Raw genomic sequence first — 21,188 nt, 5'->3', positions numbered from 1 at the left:
TCGTTCATCGCCTCGGTCCTGGTCCGCCGGGCCAGCTCGGCGGCCTGCCTGGCCAGCGCGGCACCGGACCGGGCCGTCCGCCGCGCGGCCCTGGCCAACGGCGCGGTGGTGGGCTCTTCCAGCGCGGACGCCCACGCGGTGACGGGATCGGCCCCGAGTCTCAGCAGTTCGGCGACCTGGCTCAGTTCCCTGATGCCGACCGCCTGGATGGCCGTCGGCACCGGCAACCCCGCCTTGAGGCAGGCGGCCAACAGGTCCCAGGCCGCGGCCAGTTCGAACGGACCACCGGTCCTCGCACTCGGCGTCGGCGGATCGTGGGCCTGGGGCCTGAGCCGGTCGACCCCCCGCGGCACCGGCGCGGCGAGCACCGCCAGGGCGAGCAGCAGGAACGTCATGGCCGCACCTCGGTGATCTTCCGCGTCCACCCCAGCCCGGCTGCGAGGAACACCGCACCCAGGACCAGCAGGAACTGCCCCGCTGCCGTTTGGGTGAGGACGTGGACCGGTCTCGCCCCGCTGAGCTCGCCGAGCAGAATCCCCAACACGGGTAACCCGGCCAGCACGGCCGCACTGGCTCGCGGCCCTGCCATGCGCGCGTTGACCTGCCGCGCAAACGCCGCTTGCTCGTCGAGGTCTCGCCTCGTGGCGTCCAATACGTCCGCCAACGCCACACCGTGCTTCGCCGACACGTGCCACGCCTTGGCGAGCTGGTCCGTCGCTGTCTCCAGCAACGGTTGGCGCAGGTCACGCAACGTGCGTTCGACGTCGCCACCGAGTTTCGCTGCCGCCGCCGCGGCTTTCAGCACCTCGTTGGCGGGCTTCGGCGTGTCTTGTGCCGCTCCTTCGGCCGCAGCCGCGGGGTGGGCGCCCGCTCTGAGTTCGTCGACCACGCCGCCCAGGCCGCTGCTGAGCGCCTCACTCGCCGCCTTGACGGCTTTGGCGTGCCTGTTCTGCTTGACGCTCCGGTGGATGACCGCCGTCAGGACGGCTGCGGCAATCAGCCCGCCGACGCCTGCCGCGAGGTAGACGATCGCCGCCGCTGCCACGAACCACACCGCTTGCGGGACAACGAGTATCCTCCTGTCTTCAGGTCTGAGGCGACGGATGTGCTTGAGATGCGGCCAGACCAGCAGCGCTGCCGCCACGAGCAGAAGGCTCAGCACAGCGGCTCCTGCCAGCCGTGCCGTTTCGTCCATATAGGACGGACAAGGAGTCCTCGATCAGTGCGTTTGATGGCGCCGATTTCGTTGAGGTACCTGGTGTTCTCGTCCCGGCGCATGTGCAGGACGAGTTGGACCGCCGCCGCGACCTGGCTGTGCAGCGCTTGTGGACTGAGACCACCCAGCGCTCCCAACGCTTCGAGCCGCGCTGGAACTTCGTTGAGCGAGTTGGCGTGCAGGGTTCCGGCGCCGCCTTCGTGCCCGGTGTTCAGCGACGCGAGCAGCTCCCTCACCTCCGCACCTCTGACCTCACCGACGACGATCCGGTCGGGCCGCATCCGAAGCGCCTCCCGCACCAGTTCCCTGACGGTGATCTCCCCCGCGCCCTCGACGTTCGCCGGCCTGGCGACGAGCCGCACGAACTGCGGGTGGTCGGGTTGCAGCTCACCGGCGTCTTCCACGCACACGATGCGTTCGTCGGGTGGCACGCACCCCAGCAGCGCCGACAACAGCGACGTCTTGCCCGACCCGGTGCCGCCGATGATCAGGAACGCCTTGCGCTCGCGGACGATCGCGCGCAGCGCCTCGGCGATCTCCGCGTCGAACGTGCCGAGGCGCTGGAGTTCGTCGAGGTCGTGGGTGGCCGGTCTGAGGATTCGCAGCGACAGGCAGGTGCTGTCCGCGATCGGCGGCAACACGGCGTGCAGCCGGACTCCGCTGCCGTGCAGCCAGCCGTCGACGCACGGCGAGGCGTCGTCCAGGCGCCGGCCCGCTGCGACCGCCAGGCGTTGGGCGAGCCTCCGGACGGCGTCTTCGTCGGGGAACGTGATGGCGGTGCGGCGCAGGCCCGTGGTTCCGTCGACCCAGACCTGGTCCGGCGCGGTGACCAGGACGTCCGTGGTGCCGGGATCGGCGAGGAGCGGGTCGAGCGGGCCGGTACCGCTGAACTCCTGGCGGAGGACTTGGAGGGCCTCCAAGACGTCTCCGTCGGCCAGGACGCCACCGGCTTCGGAGCGGACCGCGTGCGCCACGACGGCCGCGGTCATCTCCGTGTCGGTGCCGGCGAGGCGGTGGCGAACGCGGTCGATGAGGGTGGAGGTCATGGGGCGCACCTCGGGTGGTGAGCGGCCGCGGTCATGTCGCCACCTCGGGGCGGCGGGCGTGACGGCCGTAGGTGATCTCGCGGCCGGTCATTCGGCGCCAGGTTTCGTTGCACCAGATGAGGAAGCGGTTCATTTCGGCGGCTCCCGGAAGATGTAGCGGGGTGGGATGGGACGGCCGTAGACGAAGAGGTTGCGGACCATCCGGCACCAGACGCGAAGGCGGGTGACGGGCGGGGGTTCCTTGGGCCGCTGCGGGTCTTGGCCGGGAGTGCTGGTCACGGGCACGGGTCCTTTCGCGGCGCGGGGATCTCGACTTCGGTGGGCCACACCTGGAGCGGGCGTCGAGCCGCCGGCCGGGGACGGGGCCGCGCCGGGGGTTGAGGCGCGGGCCGGGATTGGGCGACGGCAGGGTGGCGCCGCGCGGAGTGGGGTTCGGCGGCGGCCGAGCGCGCCACGGTGGAGTGAGGTGGCAACGCGGGCTGGGGCTGCGTTGCCGGCTCGAGTACAGCGGCGGGGCGGGTCGGCAGCGCGGGCTGCCGTTGCGCTGTTGGATCGGCCGCGGCGGTGGGGTGAGGCGGCAACACGGGCCGGTGTTGCGCTGTCGGATGAGGCGCGGCGGCGGAGTGGGGCGGCAGCGTGGATTCCGGCTGTGCAACGGGTTGGGACGCATCCCCGGGGCAGGGCGGCGGTGCGGGTTGGGGCGGTACTTCAGATCGAGGTGTGCCCACACAGCAGGACTGCGGCACGGTTTGAGGCTGCGCCGCCGGTTGGGGCTGTGCCGCGGTCGAGCCGGTGCACGGGCTCGGTGCACGGCGCGGGTCGGTGGGGCGGGTCACGGGCGCAGCTCCTTCAGGACCTGGCGGGCCGCTGTGGCCAGCGGGCCCTTGGCGTTGCGCGGGAAGCGGCCTCGTTCCAGCACCTCGGCCAGGCCCGGTTCCGGGCGCATCCTGGTCAGCAGGGGGATGCCGATCACGTCGGCCATCTCGGCGGCCTGGAGGTTGCCCGGTGAGGGGCCTCTGACGACCAGGCGGACGGTTCTGCCCTGGGTCAGGAGGCGGGAGGCCACTCGGCTGGCCGCCGCGGTGGCCCTCACCTCGGCGGGGACCACCAGGACCGTGAGGTCGGTGCGGTCGAGGGCCGCTGCGGCTGCTGCCGTCGGGTGGCGGGGCAGGTCGCAGACCACGGTGTTGCCCGCTCTGCGGCCGGCGTCGAGGACCGCCGCGACCGCTGCCGGTTCGGGGTCTGGGCCTGCTCGGTCGCAGGCCAGGACGCTCAGGCTGGTGGAGGTGGGGAGGGCTGCTTTCAGGGCCGACATGGGTACCTTGCCGCCGCTGCAGTGCACGCCCGGCCAGCGGGCGCCCTCGTCGGACTCGGTGCCCAGGGCCAGGTCTATGCCGCCGCCCAGGGGGTCGCAGTCGACGAGCATGGCTTCGCCGCCGGCCGCGACCGCCTCCCGGCCGCAGGCTATGGCGAGGATCGAGGCTCCCGCGCCGCCCCGGCCGCCGATGAAGGACACCACTCGGCCCAGGTCGGACGGCGGGCCTTCGCCGAGGTCGCTCAGGGCGCCCACCAGGGTGCGGCCTTCCACCGGGAGCTCCAGGACGCCGTCGGCGCCCAGTGCCACCGCCGGAGCCCAGGGCGGGTCGCCTCCGTGGACGACCAGGACACCGGTGCGGCGGGGGAAGCCCGCGTCGAGGCAGGCGGAGACGGCGGCCGGGTCGAGGAGGACCAGGGGTGCCGTGTGCCATTGGGCGCGCAGGGCGGTGACGTCCGGGGCGCAGTGGAGCGGGCAGTCGGCCGCGGCGGCCACCCGGAGGACCTCGTCCAGGAGGTCGGTGTCCGTGAGCAGGGCGATGGGGTTGGGCATGGGTCCACCGTCGTTCGTCGTGAGGAACGACACAACGGGTCAAGATCCAGATGTGGACAAACCCGGGGGTGTGGACAAGTCGCGATCTTGGACGCCTTGGAGACGCGAGGCTGTCGGTGGCGTGTGCGACGCTGAAGGGTTGGGCCGCTTGAAGATCGACGAGGCCGCGAGGACGTCAGAGGTCCAGTCGCGCTCACGCGGAAACGGGGTCCGGATATGGGACGACCCCCGCCAGGGGGGAGGGACGGGGGTCGTCAATGGTTCAGTCCCGGGGGGTCGGACTGAACCCGTCCGTCGAACCGGACTCTCCTACTGTATCCCCATGCGCCAGTGCCGCGCGCAACTTCGGCAACAGCTGCGGGCCAAGTTTCGGTAACCGTGCAGCACAACGGTTTCGTACACGGCCGAAATGCCGCCCGAACGGCCTACTGACCAGTACACCTAAGCTGACGTCCATGAGTCGGATCGCCGCCTTCTTCGACCTCGACAAGACCGTGATCGCGAAGTCGAGCACGCTGGCGTTCAGCCGTCCCTTCTTCCAGGAGGGGCTGATCAACCGCCGCGCGGTGCTGAAGAGCGCTTATGCGCAGTTCGTGTTCATGCTCGCCGGGGCGGACGCGGACCAGATGGACCGCATGCGCGCGCACATCACCGCGTTGGCCGCGGGCTGGGACGTCGAACAGATCCGCAGCATCGTCAGCGAGACGCTGCACGACATCGTGGACCCCCTTGTGTACAAGGAGGCGACGCAGTTGATCGCCGACCACAAGGCGGAGGGCCACGACGTCGTCATCGTGAGCGCGTCCGGCGAGGAGCTCGTCGCGCCCATCGCCCAGATGATCGGCGCGGACTTCAGCGTCGGCACGAGGATGGTCGTGCACGAGGGCCGCTACAGCGGCGAGGTCGACTTCTACTGCGCCGCCGACAACAAGGCCGTCGCCATCAAGCAGCTGGCCGCCGAGCACGGCTACGACCTGTCGAAGAGCTACGCCTACTCCGACAGCGTCACTGACCTGCCGATGCTGGAGGTCGTGGGCCACCCGACCGCCGTGAACCCGGACCGGGGCCTGCGCCGCACCGCCACCGAGAAGGACTGGCCGGTGCTGCAGTTCGTGGACCCGGTGAGCCTGCGCGCCCGCATCCCCACCCCGTCGGGCCGGGCGGTGGCGGTCACGGCGATCAGCATCGGCGCGGTCGCCGCGGCCGGCGCCGCCTGGTACGGCCTGCGGCGCAAGCGCGGGCGCGATTAGTCAAGGCCGTACAACGCAAGAACCCGATGGAGACCCGGTACCGGCGGGTAGCGGCAACGGCCCGCGCACGTGGTGCCCCGGTGAGTGCACGCCACCGCCCTGTCAGCGGTACCGGAACGCGAACGCGGGCTCACAAATGCTGAAACCGCAGTGCTTTCCTCACTGAACGTGGCTTGACCGGTGCACCCTTCCGAGCCCTTGCTGTGACCGGGCCCACGCACTTAAATAGGTGGTGCGGACCTCGGGTCGGCCAGGGACCTGGCGAAGAGAAGCCAGACTCCACCCCGGCAGAGCTCCGTGCGCGGACTACGAGTACCCACGCGCGGCACGCCGCGGGAGGCTTGTCGTCTAGGGCCTGCGTACCGGGACGCCGGACGCCGAGGCCAGGGTTGTACGACACGAGTTGCACGCTTGGTAGCTCGCTGGCCCGCGCTGTCGACGGGGCACCCTTTCGAGGGTGCCCCGTTTGCTCGTTCCGGGGAAAGTGCATCCGAACGGCACAATGTGCTCCCGTTGACCCACCACGCAGCCGTGAGTAACTTGCGAAATACGCGAGGTACAGGTGGGAACATCACCGGGAGGCACGGACAAGTGCGGAAGTTCGCCGCGTTGACGCTGGTCACAGCCATGGTCGCCCTCACGCCGGTGGCGAGAGCGGACGCCTCGGTGACCACGCTCCGCGGGATGTCGCTGGAACAGAAGGTCGGCCAGCTGTTCGTCACCTACGTCAACGGCCAGGCCGCCGACGTCCCGCACCCCAAGAACCAGACAGACTTCGGCGTGGCCACCGCCGCGGAGATGGTGCGCAAGTACCAGCCGGGCGGGGTCATCTACTTCAACAACTCGAGCCGCGACAACATCGACACCCCGAGGCAGGTCGCGCAGCTCTCCAACGGCCTGCAGAAGGCCAGCAAGATCCCGCTGCTCATCTCCACCGACCAGGAGATGGGCCTGGTCACGCGCATCGGGCCGCCGGCCACGCAGCTGCCGGGCAACATGGCCCTCGGCGCCGGCCGCAGCACGAAGGACGCCGAGGAGGCCGCCCGGATCACCGGCCAGGAGCTCCGGGCGATGGGCATCAACCAGAACTTCGCGCCGGACGCGGACGTGAACTCCAACCCGGCCAACCCGATCATCGGCGTGCGCAGCTTCTCCAGCGATCCGAAGCTGGCGGCCGACATGGTGAAGGCCCAGGTGCAGGGCTACGAGGGCCACCGCTGGTTCGACCAGGAATCGGTCACCTCGACCGCCAAGCACTTCCCCGGCCACGGCGACACGTCCGAGGACAGCCACACCGCTCTGCCCGTCTCCAACCGCAGCCTCGACCAGTGGCGCCAGATCGACGCGCCGCCGTTCAAGGCCGCCGTCGCCGCCAAGATCGACTCGATCATGACCGCGCATATCCAGGTGCCGCAGATCGACCCGTCGGGCGACCCGGCCACGCTCAGCCCGAAGATCATCACCGGGCTGCTGCGCGAGGAGCTGAAGTACGACGGCGTGGTCGTCACCGACTCGCTGGAGATGGAGGGCGTCCGCAAGCTCCACACCGACGCCGAGATCCCCGTGCTGGCCGTCAAGGCGGGCGTCGACCAGCTGCTCATGCCGCCGAACCTCGGTCTCGCGATCGACAGCGTCGTCAAGGCCGTGCGCGGCGGTCAGATCTCCGAGCAGCGCATCGACCAGAGCGTCCTGCGCATCCTGAAGATGAAGCTCCTGCGCGGCGTCATGCTCACCGCCCAGGTCGACGAGAACAAGGTCGACCAGGTCGTCGGCTCGAACGCCGAGAAGGCCCAGGCCATCGCCGACCGCACCATCACGGCCGTCCGCAACGACCAGCAGGCGATCCCGCTCAACGCCACCGCTCCCCTGGTCGTCGGCACCGCCGACGCCGCCACGACGACCCTCGCGACCAGGCTCAAGGGCACCAAGGTCGTCACCGCGACCAGCCCCACGGCCGCCCAGGTCCAGCAGGCGGTGGCCGCGGCGGCGAACGCCGACAAGATCGTCGTGCTGACCAACGGCGCGAGCACCCGGCCTGCCCAGGTCGACCTGGTCAACCAGCTGGTCGCCACCGGCAAGCCGGTCATCGCGGTCGCGACGGGCAACCCGTACGACGTGGCCTACAGCGGCGCGAAGACGTGGCTGGCGACCTACTCGACGACCACGGTGTCGATGGAGGCGCTGGCCAGGGTCCTGCTCGGCGAGGTCAAGCCGCAGGGCAAGCTCCCGGTCGACGTCCCCGGCCCGACGCCCTACCCGTTCGGCCACGGGGTGACGTGGTGAGGCGGCGCAGCTTCCTCACCGCGACCGCCCTCTCCGTCCCCCTCGTCAGCACGGGTACCGCCCGCGCGACCGGAAGGCTCACCACCGCCGCGCAGCAACTCGCGGACGACGGCTGGCGCAAGCTCAAGGGCCGCAAGGTCGGCGTGCTGACGAACCCGACGGGTGTCCTCACGGACCAGACGCACATCGTCGACTCGATGGTCGCCCACGGCGCCAAGCCCACAGCGGTGTTCGGACCGGAACACGGCTTCCGCGGCACGGCACAGGCCGGCGGTTCCGAGGGCAGCTATCAGGACCCGCGCACCGGCATTCCGGTGTACGACGCGTACGGCGCCAACGCCACGAAGCTCCAGGCGATGTTCGTGAAAGCGGGCATCGACACGGTCGTGTTCGACATCGCGGACGTGGGCGCGCGTTTCTACACCTACATCTGGTCGCTCTACACGGCGATGCAGGCCGCACAGGGCCTGAGCTTCGTCGTCCTCGACCGGCCGAACCCCATCGGTGGCACCGCGAACGGCCCGCAGCTCGACCCCGCGTACGCCACGGGTGTCGGCCTCAAGCCGATCGTGCAGCAGCACGGCATGACCGTCGGCGAGCTCGCCCGCCTCTTCGCGGGCGAGTTCGGCGTACGGACCGGCCTCGACGTGGTCGACGTCCGCGACTGGCGCCGCGACCAGCTCGACACGGGTCTGCCGTGGGTCCCGCCGAGCCCGAACATGCCCACTCAGGACACGGCGTTCGCCTACCCCGGCACGTGCCTGTTCGAGGGCACGGTCCTGTCCGAGGGCCGCGGCACCACCCGCCCGTTCGAGACCGTCGGCGCGCCGGGCATCGACTGGCGCTGGGCCGAGGCGCTGAACGCCCTGGGCCTTCGGGGCGTCCGGTTCCGCGAGACCTACTTCTCGCCGACGTTCAACAAGTTCCAGGGCCAGACCTGCGGCGGCGTCACCCTGCACGTCACCGACGCGGCCCGGTTCGACGCCATCAGGGCCGCCGTGGCCATGCTGATCACCGCGAAGTCCCTGTACCCGGACGTCTTCGCGTGGCGGCCCGACAACTGGATCGACAACCTCAGCGGCTCCGCCAGGCTGCGCACGATGATCGACGCCAACGCCCCTCTGGACGAGGTCGTCGGCGCGTGGCAGCAGGAGCTCCAGCAGTTCCGCCGCACCCGCCAGCCCTACCTGCGCTACCGGTGAGGACGCCATGCTCATCCCCGCCCTGGCCGCCGCACTCGTGACGGTCGCGGTCCCCGGCCACTTCGACCAGCCCCAGGACGGTTTCGCGCCGGCGTGGACCACGCTGCGCGAGTCCAACCCGTACTGGGCGAACCTCGACCCCGAGCCGATCAACGCCGCATTGCGCCAGGTCCGCGACTTCACCCAGCCGCAGGCCAACGGCAAACCGCTCTACGCCGGCGCCGTCACGATGTACGTGCACGACGGCAAGATCGTCACGCACGACCGCACCGGTTACGCGGTTCTGTACGAGGACCAGCAGACCCAGCTGCCGGAAGACGAACGCGTCCCGATGCGCAAGGACACGATCTTCGACTTCGCCTCCATCTCCAAGCTCTTCACCTCGATCGCGGTGATCCAGCAGGTCGAGCGGGGCCGGGTGGGGATCGACGAGAAGGTCGCCGCCTACCTGCCCGAGTTCGGCGTGAACGGCAAGGAGAACATCACCGTCAAGCAGCTGCTCACCCACACGAGCGGCCTCGAACCGTTCATCCCGTTGTGGCAGAAGTACCCGGACGTCCCGTCCCGCATCAAGGCCGTCATGGACGTGACGCCGAAGTCCACGCCGGGCACCACGTACGTCTACTCCGACCTGAACCTGATCACGCTCGGCGAGCTGGTCCTCAGGGTCAGCGGCAAGCGCCTCGACGAGGCCGTGCGGGACGGCATAACCCAGCCGCTCGGCATGAAGGACACCGGCTACAACCCGAAGGCCAAGGACCGCACGGCGGCAACGGAGTTCCAGACAGCACCGCCACGCGGCATGGTCCGCGGTGAGGTGCACGACGAGAACGCGTGGTCCCTCGGAGGAGTGGCCGGACACGCCGGTGTGTTCGGCACGGCCGAGGACCTCGCCGTCCTCGGCCAGACGATCCTCAACGGTGGCACCTACAACGGCCGCCGGATCCTCACCGAGCACTCGGTCGAGCTGATGCTGACGAACTTCAACCAGCAGTTCCCCGACAACGCCCACGGCCTGGGCTTCGAGCTCGACCAGCGCTGGTACATGGGCGCGTTGAGCGGACCGGGAACCGCGGGGCACACCGGCTACACCGGCACGTCGTTCGTGGTCGACAAGGCCTCGCGGTCGATCGCGATCCTGCTGACCAACCGCGTGCACCCGAGCCGCGACTGGGGCAGCGTCAACCCGGCCCGACGGGCGGTCGCCGACGGACTGGCGAACGCGCTCGCGGTGCAGTCGGGCGGAAAGCAGTGGCGTGCCACGACTTCCGGCGGCACGCTCACCGCGGACCGCCCGGTCGAGGTGTTCGTCGACGTCGACAAGGGCGACAAGCTGACGATCCAGCACTGGGACGGCACCCAGTGGCAGGACGTCCGCACGATCACCACCACGGAACGCCGTTGGGTTGCCACGGAACAGAAGAAGTCGCGGTTCATCTACACCAAGGCAGGCCTGTACAACGGCCGTGGCGTGTACGTGCACGCACGTGGTGCCGTCACGGCCGAAGGCTGGTCAGTGGCACGCCGCTAGCACCTCGGCGAAGAACGGGAGCGCCCGCGGAAACGCGGGCGCCCCGAAGCTCACCACCACGCCGGACCGGTCGTCGGAACTCATCGAGTGCCGGAACCACGAGAGGGCGCTGACCGCGATCCCCCGTTCCCGCGCTGTTTCGACAATCGCGTCCTCGTGCGGCGTCTCCAGCACGGCGTGCATTCCCGCTGCGATCCCGGACACGGACGCATACGGCGACACGGCCTCGACGAGCCGATCACGCCGCCGTTGGTACTTCAGCCGCATGCGCCGCACGTGGCTGTCGTACGAGCCCGACGACAGGAAGTCGGCCAGCGTCAACTGGTCGAGCATGCTGACGTGTTGCTCGCGATCGGTCTTCAACGCCAGCACGGGGTCCACGAACCGGTCCGGCAGCACCATCCACGCGATCCGCAACGCCGGCGACAGCGCCTTGCTCGACGTCCCCAGGTACACGACGTGCTCCGGGTCCAGTCCCTGCACCGCACCGACGGGCTGCCGGTCGTAGCGGAACTCGCCGTCGTAGTCGTCCTCCAGCACAACGCCACCAACGCGCCGTGCCCACTCCACGGCCGAAGCGCGCCGCCTCGGGTGCAGAGGGCCTCCCAACGGGAACTGGTGCGCCGGCGTCAGAACACAGGCGCGCAGCTCATCGGGCAACTGCTCGGTGTTCGCGCCGTGATCGTCCACGGGCAGCGGAACCGTCGATTTCCACAACGACCGGTGGAACTCCAGCCCGTACTCCTCGACCACGACGGGCCCTCGGAGCAGCTTGTCGAACATCTGCACGGCACCGCCGAACCCGGAGCACACGACGATCCGTTCGGGATCCGCCCGCACGCCACGGGCCCGCGCCAGGTACTCCGCCAACGCCGTCCGCAGCTCGATGCGCCCCTGCGGGTCGCCAGGCCCGAACGCCTCCGACGGCGCCGCCATCACCGCCCGCCGCGTCGAACGGACCCACTCGGTGCGCGGGAACTCCGTCACGTCCGGCGTCGACACGGTCAGGTCGAACCGCACCTCCGGCGGGGAGATCCGGCGAGTGACCGGCGGAGGTGGCTCGACCCGTTGCGCGACAACGGTTCCCGAACCCTGACGGGCCGCCAGCCACCCCTCGGCCACGAGCTCCGCGTACGCCTCCGCGACGGTGTTGCGCGCGATCCCGAGATCGGCGGCGAGCGACCGCGAGGCCGGCAGCCGGGTGCCGGGAGGCAGCCGCGCCGACCGGACCGCGTCCCGCAGCGACGCCGTCAGCCGCTGCCGTAGCCCACCCGGACCGGACAGGTCGAGGTGGAAGTCAAGATTGGCCCACGATTCCACGACCGGATTGCACCACGGACAGTGCCAATCAGCGGCATAGGTTTCAGTGCATGACGAACCGCATCGACATCGCCAAGAAGGCCCCGAAGGTCTACCGCGCCATGATCGCGCTCGACGCCGCCGCCCGCGAGGGCCTCGACGAGCAGCTCGCCGAACTCGTCCGCATCCGAGCGTCCCAGCTCAACCACTGCGCCTACTGCCTCAACATGCACACGGTCGACGCGCGGAAGGGAGGCGAGACCGAGGCCCGCATCTACCTGCTCAACGCGTGGGAGGAAGCCGGCGACCTCTACACCGAGAAGGAGCGGGCCGCGCTGCGGCTGACCGAGGCGATCACCGTCCTGAGCAGCCACGAGTACGTGAGCGACGAGGTCTACGAGCGGGCCGCGGAGCACTTCGGCGAGGAGGAGCTCGCGCAGCTCATCGCGTTGATCTTCACCATCAACGCGTGGAACCGGATCGCCGTCTCCACCCGCAAGGTCCCCGACGTGCGGTGACGGGCCGCGCCGACAGAGTGACTTTCGGACACACTCCGTTGACCGTCGCAGTGGCGGTTAGTAAGTTTCCCACGTGTCCTCTGAGAGCAGTGCCGAGTCCAGTCCGCTGGTGAAGATCCGGTCGTTGCTGCCGGGTCTCGCGCGTGCCGAGCAGCGCGTCGCGAAGGTGGTGCTGGAGAACCCGGCGACGGTGGCGCACCGCAGCATCACCGAGGTCGCCGAGCAGGCGGGCACCAGCGAGACGACGGTGACGCGGTTCTGCAAGGCCATCGGCGTCGGCGGGTACCCGGAGCTGCGCATCGCCCTCGCCGCGGACACGGCGCGCAGCCAGGCCAGGGCCAACCACAACATGGGCGGTGACATCGGCCCCGGCGACGACCTCAGGCAGGTCGTCGGCAAGGTCGCGTTCGCGGACGCCCGCGCCGTCGAGGAGACCGCCGAGCAGCTCGACGTCGAGGCGCTCGACAAGGTCGTCCAGGCCGTCGCGGGCGCGCGCCGCGTCGACGTCTACGGCTTCGGCGCGAGCGCGTTCGTCGCGTTCGACCTCCAGCAGAAGCTGCACCGCATAGGGCTGACCTGCTTCGCGTGGAACGACACGCACATCGCGCTCACGTCGGCCGCCGTGCTGACGGAGGCGGACGTCGCCGTGGGCATCTCGCACACCGGCTCGACCTCGGAGACCGTCGAGGCCCTGCGCGTCGCGCGCGAGACCGGCGCCACCACGGTCGCCCTGACGAACTTCCCGCGCTCGCCGATCACCGAGGTCTCCGACCACGTGCTGACCACGGCCGCGCGCGAGACCACCTTCCGCTCAGGCGCGATGGCGAGCCGCATCGCCCAGCTCACGGTGATCGACTGCCTGTTCATCGGGGTCGCCCAGCACCACGTCGACACGGCGAAGACGGCGCTGGAGGCCACGTACGAGGCGGTGTCCGGCCACCGGCTGGGCGCGCGGCCGGACGGCAGGCGACGACCGCGGGAGACGTCTAAATGACCTCCCCCCGGAACGGTGTGGCGGTGCGCGTGGAGTCCCCGACCGAGGGGCGCAACCCCCGCACCGCGGACATCGACCGGGTCTCCACCATCGACGTGCTGCGCATGATCAACGACGAGGACCGCAAGGTCCCGGCGGCGGTCGCGGAGGCGCTGCCGGAGCTGGCCCGCGCGGTCGACCTGGGCGTCGCCGCGATCTCGGGCGGCGGCCGCGTCCACTACGTCGGCGCGGGCACGTCCGGCCGGCTCGCCACGCTCGACGCCGCCGAGCTGGTGCCCACGTTCAACGCGCCGGCCGACTGGTTCCTCGCCCACCACGCCGGTGGCCAGGAAGCGCTCGTCCGCGCCGTCGAGGAGGTCGAGGACCTCTCCGGCGCCGCCCAGATCCGTCGCCACGCGGGCGAGAACGACCTGGTCGTGGGCGTGACGGCGTCCGGGCGCACGCCGTTCGTGATCGGTGCGCTGGAAGAGGCGCGGGCGCTGGGCGCCCACACCGTGCTGGTGTCGAACAACGCCTCGGTGCCGTTCACGCCGGACGTGCTGATCGCCCTGAACACCGGTCCCGAAGCGATCGCCGGGTCCACCCGGATGAAGGCGGGATCGGCCCAGAAGCTGGTGCTGACCTCGTTCTCCACCGCGGTGATGGTGAAGCTCGGCCGCACCTACTCGAACCTGATGGTCAGCATGCGCGCCACCAACGCGAAGCTGCGCGGCCGCACGATCCGGATCCTGCACGAGGCCACCGGCCTGCCCGCGACGGAGTGCGAGCAGGCGCTGGCGGAGGCGTCCGGTGACCTGAAGGTGGCGCTGGTCCACCTGCTCGCCGGGGTGCCCGCCGACCGTGCGGCGAAGGCGTTGCAGGACGCGAAGGGCCACGTCCGCGACGCGCTGGAGCTGCTAGCCCGCTGAGATGGTGTCGGGCCCGAACACCTCGTAGTGGATGTCGGTGACGCCCGCCGCGAGCAGCTGGGTCCGCATCGCGCGCAGGAACGGCATCGGTCCGCACAGATAGGCGGTGGTGCCGGCGGGCACGGGCACCGAGGCGAGGTCGACGAACCCGGTCCGCTCGGCCGGCCACCCGCCGATCGGCTCCTCGTAGAAGACGTGCGCCTGCGCGTCCTCCAGCTTCGCCACCAGCTGCGCGAGCTCGGCGCGGAACGGGTGCGTGAGCTGGTCGCGGTCGCCGTGCACCGCGATGACCTGCCGCGCCGAGTCGGTGGCCGCCAGCTCGGCGAGCATGGAGATCATCGGCGTGCAGCCGATGCCGGCCGACGCGAGCAGCACCGGGCCGTCGCCCGGCTGCAGCGTCACGTCCCCGGCGGGCTGGCTGACCAGCACGGTGCTGCCGACCGGCGTGCGGTCGTGCAGGTGGTTGGACACCTCGCCGTCGCGCTTCACCGAGAACTGCAGGGCGTCGTCGGACCGCCCGGACAGGCTGTACTGGCGGATCTGCCGGGCACCGTCGGCGAGCGGGACCTGCACCGACACGTACTGCCCCGGCTCGCCCGGCCGCACCTGCCCGTCGACCGGCCTGACCACGAACGTCACCACGTCCTCGGTCTCCTGGAAGCGGGCGATCACCCGGTGCTCCCGCTGGCCCTGCGGCAGGAACCGCTCGATGCCGACGAGCGTGTCGGCCATCAGCCAGTAGACCTCGCTCCAGGCAGTGGCGACCTCGTCCGAGACGCCGAGGACCTCGGCGACGGCACCGAGCAGGTGCTTGTGGACGACGACGTACTGACCGGGCGTGACGCCGACCGAGACGTGCTTGTGGGCGATGCGCCGCAGCATCCCGTCGGGCGTCTGCCCGGCGATCAGCCCGGACGCGAAGGCCGCGATCGACCCGGCGAGCGCCTGGGCCTGGGTGCCGTTGGCCTGGTTGCCGCGGTTGAACATGTCGCGCAGCAGGACCGGGTGCTCCTCGAACATCCGCTGGTAGAACAGCGCGCTGATCTCGGCGATCGCGGCGCCGACGGCGGGCAGGGTGGCCTCGACCAGTTCGGCCGACTTGGGGGAGAGCATCGAATTGCTCCTCATCTGGGCTGCAGGGTGAGCAGAACAGGACCGGTGGGATCGGCGACGAGGTCATCGACGCGCAGCGGATCGAGTGAGGCGTAGAAGGCTTCCTGGGCCTGGCGCAACGCGCGGCGCAGCCGGCAGGCGGAGCTCAACGGGCACGGGACGTCGCCCTCGCAGTCGACGACGTCACCCACGCCTTCGAGCTGACGCACCAGGTGGCCGATCGAGCCGGCACGGCCGGTCGCGGTGAGCGCGAGCCCACCACCGCGACCGCGCTTCGCCTCGACGACACCGAGGTGCTGGAGCTGGGACACGACCTTCGCCGCGTGCGTGTACTGGACGCCCATGACGTCGGCGACCTCGCGCGTGGTCGGGTTCGACCGGCCGTCGACGACGGCCAGGCGCATCACGATCCTCAGCGCTATGTCGGTGCTCTTGGTCAGCCTCACATGATCGACACTAGCTTAATTGGAATCTCAGATGCGTGTTATCCGGGCAACACCGGACGCCACGGGATCGGCGTCGACAGCACCATTGCGCTGGACGTCTCCCCGTGTGCCGCCAGGCGGACCAGCAACCGTTCCAACTCGACGATGGACGTCGTGACGACCTTCACAACCGAGCAGATGTCCCCGGTCAGCCGGACGACCTCGACCACCTCGGGAAGGTCGTCGAGCAGCTGCGGGTGGACCGTGATGCACCTCGGGCCGTAGCACTTCATGCGCACCAGGGCGACGACCGGACGTCCGACGACGGTGGGGTCGACCACGGCCCGGTAGCCGGTGATCGCGCCCATGTTCTCCAGCCGCCGCACCCGCTGGGCGACCGTCGGCGGCGAGACGTGGACCCGGCGCGCCAGCTCGTTGTACGACAGCCGCGCATCCTCTTGGAGCGCCTCCAACAGGGCCTTGTCCACCTCGTCCAACATGAACGCAAAGCTACTCGGCGATCTGGTTTGCGTTCGGAAGAAGTTCGGCGCGAACGCCTTTCGTCATCCATTCAGGTGGCGGGCGCTTCCGGCGACGATTGAGCCATGAGCTGCCCGGTCTCCCCCAAGCTGGATTTCGGTGGCACCACGCCGTACGAGGACTACGTGCACGCGTCGGTGCTGCACACCCTTCAGCAGCAGTGGTCCAAAGACCCGCGCGAGATGTCGTTCCTGGTCATCACGCAGGTGATGGAGCTGTACTTCGGCCTGCTCTGCTTCGAGTGGCGGCAGGCCCAGACCGAGCTGCGGGCCGACGACCTGCGCGCGGCGGTCCGCACGCTGCGCCGTTCCGACCTGCACCTCCAGGCGTTGTCCGCGGCCTGGCGGCCGATCGCGCGGATGACGCCGACCGAGTTCAACTCCTTCCGCGACGCGCTCGGCGAGGGCTCCGGCTTCCAGTCGGGCATGTACCGCGAGATGGAGTTCCTGCTCGGCGAGAAGTCCCGCTCGATGCTCGTGCCGCACCGCGCGGTGCCGGCGATGCACGACCAGCTGGAGAAGTCGCTGGGCGAGCCCTCGCTCTACGACGACGTGCTGGCGGCGTTGCGGCGCAAGGGCTTCGACGTCCCGCAGGCCGTGCTGGACCGCGACCTCACGCAGGCCTACGAGCCGTCCGCCGAGGTCGAGCAGGTGTGGGCGGCGATCTACCGCGGCGACGACCGCGACCTGCTGGAGCTGGGCGAGGCGCTGACCGACATCGCGGAGGAGTTCGCGCGCTGGCGCTACGACCACCTGCTCGCGACCCGCCGGTCGATGGGTTCGAAGGTGGGCACGGGCGGCTCCGCCGGTGTCGCATGGCTGGAGAAGCGCACCCAACGAGCGGTGTTCCCGGAGCTGTGGACCGCGAGGAGCTACGTGTGAGGCGGGAGCTGTTCGACATCCCCGAAGGGGTCGTCTACCTCGACGGCAACTCGCTCGGCCCGCCGCCGAAGCACGTCGCCGCGCGGATGCAGGAAGTCGTCGCGCACCAGTGGGGAACGCGGCTGATCCGGTCGTGGTCCGAGGGCTGGTGGGAGACGCCGCAACGCGTCGGTGACCGGGTCGGCCGGTTGGTCGGTGCCGCTCCCGGCCAGGTCGTGGTCGGCGACTCGACGTCGGTCAACGTCTTCAAGGCGTTGATGGGCGCGGTGAAGGGCACCGAACGCACCGAGATCGTGTGCGACGAGTCGACGTTCCCGACCGACGGCTACATCGCGCAGTCCGTGGCCTCGCTGACGGGCCTGAAGATCCGGGCGGCACACCCGTCCTCTTTGGACCTCACCGAGGACACCGCCGTGGTGCTGCTCAACCAGGTCGACTACCGGACCGGCGAGCTGCACGACATGAGGGCGCTCACCGAGCAGGCGCACGCGGTCGGCGCGCAGGTGGTCTGGGACCTCTGCCACAGCGCGGGCGTGCTGCCCATCGAGTTGGACGCGCTCCAAGTCGACTTCGCGATCGGCTGCACCTACAAGTTTCTCAACGGCGGACCGGGCGCACCGGCGTTCATCTACGTGCCGAAGCACAAGCAGGCCACGTTCGAGAACCCGCTCTCGGGCTGGAACGGGCACCGCGAGCCGTTCGGCATGCGGCCGTCCTACGAACCGGACCCCGGCATCGCACGCGCACGGGTCGGCACGCCGGACATCCTGTCGATGCTGGCGCTCGACGCGGCACTGGACGTGTGGGACGACGTCGACCTCGCCGAGCTGCGGCAGCGCGGCCTCGCCCTCACCGCGTTGTTCCGCGAGCACGTCGAGAAGCTCACGAAACTGGAAGTGATCACGCCGGAGAACCGCGGCAACCAGATCTCCGTGCGCTGCCCGGACGCCAGGGCCGTCATGGACGAACTGATCGCCCGCGGCGTCATCGGCGACCACCGGCCGCCGGACGTCCTGCGGTTCGGGTTCGCCCCGCTCTACGTGACCGACGAGGACGCGGTCAAGGCCGCCGAGGTCCTGGCCGAGATCATCCGGTGAGTGCGGCGTCCGCGATGCTCTTGGCCTCGCGGGCGCCCGCCTCCACCGACGAGCAGACGAACAGGATCCACTGCGCCAGGCCTTCGAGAGTCCCCGACGCGAACGCCACGGACGCCGCCTCGTACTCGGAGGACCGGCGCAGGCACGCCACCTCGGGCACGCCGAGGCCCTTGGGGTCGAGCCCGCTGGAGATCGACGTCATCCTCGCGGCGGCGCGGGCCACCACGCCGTTGGCGACGTCGAACGGCGCCAGCCCGAGCAGTTCGCCGTGCACCACCGCGACGAGCACCGGCGCCGGCACGGACGTCCCGCCGGTGACCAGCGAGCCGAGCATGTCCAACCGCTGCGACACGTCCTCGGAGACGCGCGGGCGGCCGACGTCGGTCGTCAGGTCGGCGGCGGCCAGCACGTGCAACCGCGCGAGGGCCTGCAACGGCGCGCGCTGCCACGTCGCGACCAGACCACCCAACGCCTCGGCGACCCGCAACGACCCGGCCAGCACCGGGTCGGACACCTCACCGGATTCGGGGATCTCGGTCGGGCCGCCCTCGATCGCCGCCGAGGCGCGGGCCGCGCGGACGGACGCCTCGGCCGCCGTCGTCGCCCAGCCGCGGAGGTTCACCCGGTGGCGGTGGACCTGGAAGACGGCGTCCTTGGCGGCGTTCGCGGCCTCGGCCACACCGGGCAGGGAGAGCAGCGGGGCGAGAGGATCGGTCACGGTCGCGCAGAGTACCTGACCAGGTGAAACGCGTGATCCAGCTCACTGGGTGGACCGTTGAGCGCGCAACTGCGCCCGTTCAACGCGCCACACGTGCCCGGACCAGACGAAACGGGTTACACAGTGACAGCCGTGTAACCGACTTCCTCAAATTGGTCTGAACCTTTTTGAGGAGGAACCTGTCGAAGTGAACTGGCTCGCACTACGGTCAGTACCCGCATCCACGACAGGTCTGGACTTTCCAGGAGGTCTCGCACCATGACGCAGTCGCCAGGCCAGGGCAACGCCCTGGACAACCTGCTCACGGAGAGCAGGACGTTCCCGCCTTCCGACGAGTTCGCGGCACAGGCGAACGCACAGCCCGCGCTGTACGAGGAGGCGAAGGCCGACCGCGAGGCGTTCTGGGCGAAGCAGGCGGAACGGCTGCACTGGGAAACCAAGTGGGACCAGGTGCTCGACTGGTCGGGCGCGCCGTTCGCGAAGTGGTTCGTCGGCGGCAAGCTCAACGTCGCCTACAACTGCGTCGACCGCCACGTCGAGTCCGGCCACGGCGAGCAGGTCGCCATCCACTGGGAGGGCGAGCCCGGCGACTCCCGCGCCATCACCTACGCCGAGCTCCAGCGCGAGGTCTCCAAGGCGGCGAACGCGCTGACGTCGCTGGGGATCGGCGCCGAGGACCGCGTCGCCATCTACATGCCGATGGTGCCCGAGGCGATCTTCGCGATGCTCGCGTGCGCCCGCGTCGGCGCGCTGCACAACGTCGTGTTCGGCGGCTTCTCCGCCGAGGCGCTGCGCACCCGCATCCAGGACTCCGAGGCCCGGCTCGTCATCACGACCGACGGCCAGTACCGCCGCGGCAACCCGGCCCCGCTCAAGCCCGCCGTCGACGAGGCCGTCGCGGACGCGCCGTCGGTGGAGAAGGTCATCGTCGTCAAGCGCACCGACACCGAGGTCGCGTGGACCGACAAGGACGTGTGGTGGCACGAGCTGGTCGACTCGCAGTCCGACCAGCACACCCCCGAGGCGTTCGACTCGGAGCACCCGCTCTTCATCCTCTACACCTCGGGCACCACGGGTAAGCCGAAGGGCATCCTGCACACGTCCGGCGGCTACCTCACGCAGGCGTCGTACACGCACTTCAACGTGTTCGACCTCAAGCCGGACACCGACGTGTACTGGTGCACCGCGGACATCGGCTGGGTCACCGGCCACAGCTACATCGTCTACGGCCCGCTGTCGAACCGCGTGACGCAGGTCGTCTACGAGGGCACGCCCAACACCCCGAACGAGGGCCGCCACTGGGAGATCGTGCAGAAGTACGGCGTCTCGATCTACTACACGGCGCCGACGCTGATCCGCACGTTCATGAAGTGGGGCGCGGACATCCCGGCCAAGCACGACCTGTCGTCGCTGCGCGTGCTGGGCTCGGTCGGCGAGCCGATCAACCCCGAGGCGTGGATCTGGTACCGCGAGAACATCGGCGGCGGCAAGGCCCCGATCGTCGACACGTGGTGGCAGACGGAGACCGGCGCGATCATGATCTCGCCGCTGCCCGGTGTCGTGTCGACCAAGCCCGGTTCGGCGCAGCGCCCGCTGCCCGGCATCGGCGCGAAGGTCGTCAACGACGAGGGCGTCGAGGTCGAGCACGGCGGCGGTGGCTACCTGGTGCTCGACGAGCCGTGGCCGTCGATGCTGCGCGGCATCTGGGGCGACGAGGAGCGCTACCGCGACACGTACTGGTCGCGGTTCGGCGAGCAGGGCTTCTACTTCGCGGGCGACGGCGCGAAGTACGACAACGACGGCGACATCTGGCTGCTCGGCCGCGTCGACGACGTGATGAACGTGTCGGGCCACCGCATCTCGACCACCGAGGTCGAGTCCGCGCTCGTCTCGCACCCGACCGTGGCCGAGGCGGCCGTCGTCGGCGCGAACGACGAGACCACCGGCCAGGGCATCGTGGCGTTCGTGATCCTGCGCGGCGGCGCCGGTGACGACGCCGGCGGCGCCGAGGCGATCAAGGCGCTGCGCGACCACGTGGCGAAGGAGATCGGCCCGATCGCGAAGCCGCGGCAGATCATGGTCGTGCCGGAGCTGCCGAAGACGCGCTCGGGCAAGATCATGCGCCGCCTGCTGCGCGACGTGGCGGAGAACCGCGCGGTCGGCGACGTGACGACGCTGGCCGACTCGTCGGTGATGGACCTGATCTCGGCGGGCCTGCAGTCCGGCAAGTCGGAGGACTGAGTCTGAACCGGGTCTGATCTGCGCGAACGTGACGGGCGTCCTCTGCGGAGGGCGCCCGT

Annotated in this window: 19 protein-coding genes; 10 read left to right on the top strand and 9 right to left on the bottom strand. The window is 70.2% G+C overall.

Annotated features, from left to right (window positions below; translation table 11 throughout):
- From VF330_RS30895 to ssd, 4 genes are all read right to left on the bottom strand, one after another.
- The coding region (locus VF330_RS30895) for a secretion system protein (protein WP_330855224.1) at positions 1–395 on the bottom strand (395 nt) is incomplete at its 3' end.
- Positions 392–1,162 carry a type II secretion system F family protein gene (locus VF330_RS30890; RefSeq protein ID WP_330855223.1) on the bottom strand — a complete coding sequence of 257 codons (771 nt, stop codon included), beginning with the start codon at positions 1,160–1,162 and terminating at the stop codon, positions 392–394. The genes VF330_RS30890 and VF330_RS30895, both read right to left, overlap by 4 nt.
- Positions 1,156–2,262, bottom strand: coding sequence for a TadA family conjugal transfer-associated ATPase (locus VF330_RS30885; protein ID WP_330855222.1), 1,107 nt, complete (start codon positions 2,260–2,262; stop codon positions 1,156–1,158). The genes VF330_RS30890 and VF330_RS30885 overlap by 7 nt, the downstream gene beginning before the upstream one ends.
- A gap of 832 nt (positions 2,263–3,094) precedes the next feature.
- Entirely contained in the window at positions 3,095–4,129 is a 1,035-nt protein-coding gene (ssd, locus tag VF330_RS30880; protein WP_330855221.1) for a septum site-determining protein Ssd, read from the bottom strand.
- A 455-nt stretch (positions 4,130–4,584) separates the two neighbouring features.
- On the opposite strand from ssd, the gene VF330_RS30875 reads away from it, so the two are divergent.
- The 4 genes from VF330_RS30875 to VF330_RS30860 all read left to right on the top strand — a co-directional run bounded on the left by VF330_RS30875 (position 4,585) and on the right by VF330_RS30860 (position 10,395).
- Positions 4,585–5,379 (top strand): HAD-IB family hydrolase, encoded by a 795-nt coding sequence (locus tag VF330_RS30875; RefSeq protein WP_330855220.1) that lies wholly within the window; start codon positions 4,585–4,587, stop codon positions 5,377–5,379.
- Between the two features lie 627 nt (positions 5,380–6,006).
- Complete coding sequence (locus VF330_RS30870; protein ID WP_330855227.1) at positions 6,007–7,662, top strand: glycoside hydrolase family 3 protein; 1,656 nt, start codon at positions 6,007–6,009, stop codon at positions 7,660–7,662.
- Positions 7,659–8,864 (top strand): DUF1343 domain-containing protein, encoded by a 1,206-nt coding sequence (locus VF330_RS30865; protein WP_330855219.1) that lies wholly within the window; start codon positions 7,659–7,661, stop codon positions 8,862–8,864. The genes VF330_RS30870 and VF330_RS30865 overlap by 4 nt, the downstream gene beginning before the upstream one ends.
- 7 nt (positions 8,865–8,871) lie before the next feature.
- Complete coding sequence (locus VF330_RS30860; RefSeq protein ID WP_330855218.1) at positions 8,872–10,395, top strand: serine hydrolase domain-containing protein; 1,524 nt, start codon at positions 8,872–8,874, stop codon at positions 10,393–10,395.
- Here VF330_RS30860 and VF330_RS30855 read toward each other — a convergent pair.
- Positions 10,378–11,715, bottom strand: coding sequence for a PLP-dependent aminotransferase family protein (locus VF330_RS30855; protein WP_330855217.1), 1,338 nt, complete (start codon positions 11,713–11,715; stop codon positions 10,378–10,380). The two genes, VF330_RS30860 and VF330_RS30855, sit on opposite strands and share 18 nt — an antisense overlap.
- Before the next feature lie 50 nt (positions 11,716–11,765).
- Here VF330_RS30855 and VF330_RS30850 point away from each other — a divergent pair, with 50 nt between their 5' ends.
- The 3 genes from VF330_RS30850 (at position 11,766) to VF330_RS30840 (ending at position 14,114) form a co-directional block, all read left to right on the top strand.
- Positions 11,766–12,212, top strand: coding sequence for a carboxymuconolactone decarboxylase family protein (locus VF330_RS30850; protein WP_330855216.1), 447 nt, complete (start codon positions 11,766–11,768; stop codon positions 12,210–12,212).
- Positions 12,213–12,285: 73 nt separating this feature from the next.
- Entirely contained in the window at positions 12,286–13,206 is a 921-nt protein-coding gene (locus tag VF330_RS30845; RefSeq protein WP_330855215.1) for a MurR/RpiR family transcriptional regulator, read from the top strand.
- Positions 13,203–14,114 carry an N-acetylmuramic acid 6-phosphate etherase gene (locus tag VF330_RS30840; protein WP_330855214.1) on the top strand — a complete coding sequence of 304 codons (912 nt, stop codon included), beginning with the start codon at positions 13,203–13,205 and terminating at the stop codon, positions 14,112–14,114. The genes VF330_RS30845 and VF330_RS30840 overlap by 4 nt, the downstream gene beginning before the upstream one ends.
- Here the strand turns inward: VF330_RS30840 and VF330_RS30835 are convergent.
- The 3 genes from VF330_RS30835 to VF330_RS30825 are packed head-to-tail and all read right to left on the bottom strand — an operon-like array spanning position 14,103 to position 16,152.
- Complete coding sequence (locus VF330_RS30835; RefSeq protein ID WP_330855213.1) at positions 14,103–15,227, bottom strand: globin domain-containing protein; 1,125 nt, start codon at positions 15,225–15,227, stop codon at positions 14,103–14,105. The two genes, VF330_RS30840 and VF330_RS30835, sit on opposite strands and share 12 nt — an antisense overlap.
- An 11-nt stretch (positions 15,228–15,238) precedes the next feature.
- Positions 15,239–15,673, bottom strand: coding sequence for an Rrf2 family transcriptional regulator (locus VF330_RS30830; RefSeq protein WP_330855212.1), 435 nt, complete (start codon positions 15,671–15,673; stop codon positions 15,239–15,241).
- Positions 15,674–15,711: 38 nt separating this feature from the next.
- Positions 15,712–16,152, bottom strand: coding sequence for an Lrp/AsnC family transcriptional regulator (locus tag VF330_RS30825; protein ID WP_330855211.1), 441 nt, complete (start codon positions 16,150–16,152; stop codon positions 15,712–15,714).
- A gap of 105 nt (positions 16,153–16,257) precedes the next feature.
- Between VF330_RS30825 and VF330_RS30820 the strand changes: the two genes are divergently transcribed.
- Together VF330_RS30820 and kynU are read left to right on the top strand one after the other, a co-directional pair.
- Positions 16,258–17,073, top strand: coding sequence for a tryptophan 2,3-dioxygenase (locus VF330_RS30820; RefSeq protein ID WP_330855210.1), 816 nt, complete (start codon positions 16,258–16,260; stop codon positions 17,071–17,073).
- Entirely contained in the window at positions 17,007–18,170 is a 1,164-nt protein-coding gene (gene kynU, locus VF330_RS30815) for a kynureninase (RefSeq protein ID WP_414675490.1), read from the top strand. Before VF330_RS30820 ends, kynU begins: the two co-directional genes overlap by 67 nt.
- Here the strand turns inward: kynU and VF330_RS30810 are convergent.
- The gene (locus tag VF330_RS30810) at positions 18,160–18,888 is read right to left on the bottom strand and encodes an oxidoreductase (RefSeq protein WP_330855208.1); all 729 of its coding nucleotides are present in this window, start codon (positions 18,886–18,888) and stop codon (positions 18,160–18,162) included. The two genes, kynU and VF330_RS30810, sit on opposite strands and share 11 nt — an antisense overlap.
- Positions 18,889–19,146: 258 nt before the next feature.
- Between VF330_RS30810 and acs the strand changes: the two genes are divergently transcribed.
- On the top strand, positions 19,147–21,129 hold the full coding sequence (acs, locus tag VF330_RS30805) for an acetate--CoA ligase (protein ID WP_330855207.1): 1,983 nt from the start codon (positions 19,147–19,149) through the stop codon (positions 21,127–21,129).
- Positions 21,130–21,188: the final 59 nt, after the last annotated feature.

The organism is Lentzea sp. (genome assembly GCF_036380075.1).
GTDB lineage: Bacteria > Actinomycetota > Actinomycetes > Mycobacteriales > Pseudonocardiaceae > Lentzea.
This window is presented reverse-complemented; position numbering and strand designations above follow the sequence as displayed.

What these genes read in the sequence shown, in the direction of transcription:
- VF330_RS30885 (WP_330855222.1), bottom strand. Translation starts at nt 2,262, where the DNA reads ATGACCTCCACCCTCATCGACCGCGTTCGCCACCGCCTCGCCGGCACC.
- ssd (WP_330855221.1), bottom strand. Translation starts at nt 4,129, where the DNA reads ATGCCCAACCCCATCGCCCTGCTCACGGACACCGACCTCCTGGACGAG.
- VF330_RS30875 (WP_330855220.1), top strand. Translation starts at nt 4,585, where the DNA reads ATGAGTCGGATCGCCGCCTTCTTCGACCTCGACAAGACCGTGATCGCG.
- VF330_RS30870 (WP_330855227.1), top strand. Translation starts at nt 6,007, where the DNA reads ATGGTCGCCCTCACGCCGGTGGCGAGAGCGGACGCCTCGGTGACCACG.
- VF330_RS30860 (WP_330855218.1), top strand. Translation starts at nt 8,872, where the DNA reads ATGCTCATCCCCGCCCTGGCCGCCGCACTCGTGACGGTCGCGGTCCCC.
- VF330_RS30850 (WP_330855216.1), top strand. Translation starts at nt 11,766, where the DNA reads ATGACGAACCGCATCGACATCGCCAAGAAGGCCCCGAAGGTCTACCGC.
- VF330_RS30840 (WP_330855214.1), top strand. Translation starts at nt 13,203, where the DNA reads ATGACCTCCCCCCGGAACGGTGTGGCGGTGCGCGTGGAGTCCCCGACC.
- VF330_RS30835 (WP_330855213.1), bottom strand. Translation starts at nt 15,227, where the DNA reads ATGCTCTCCCCCAAGTCGGCCGAACTGGTCGAGGCCACCCTGCCCGCC.
- VF330_RS30825 (WP_330855211.1), bottom strand. Translation starts at nt 16,152, where the DNA reads ATGTTGGACGAGGTGGACAAGGCCCTGTTGGAGGCGCTCCAAGAGGAT.
- VF330_RS30820 (WP_330855210.1), top strand. Translation starts at nt 16,258, where the DNA reads ATGAGCTGCCCGGTCTCCCCCAAGCTGGATTTCGGTGGCACCACGCCG.
- kynU (WP_414675490.1), top strand. Translation starts at nt 17,007, where the DNA reads ATGGCTGGAGAAGCGCACCCAACGAGCGGTGTTCCCGGAGCTGTGGAC.
- acs (WP_330855207.1), top strand. Translation starts at nt 19,147, where the DNA reads ATGACGCAGTCGCCAGGCCAGGGCAACGCCCTGGACAACCTGCTCACG.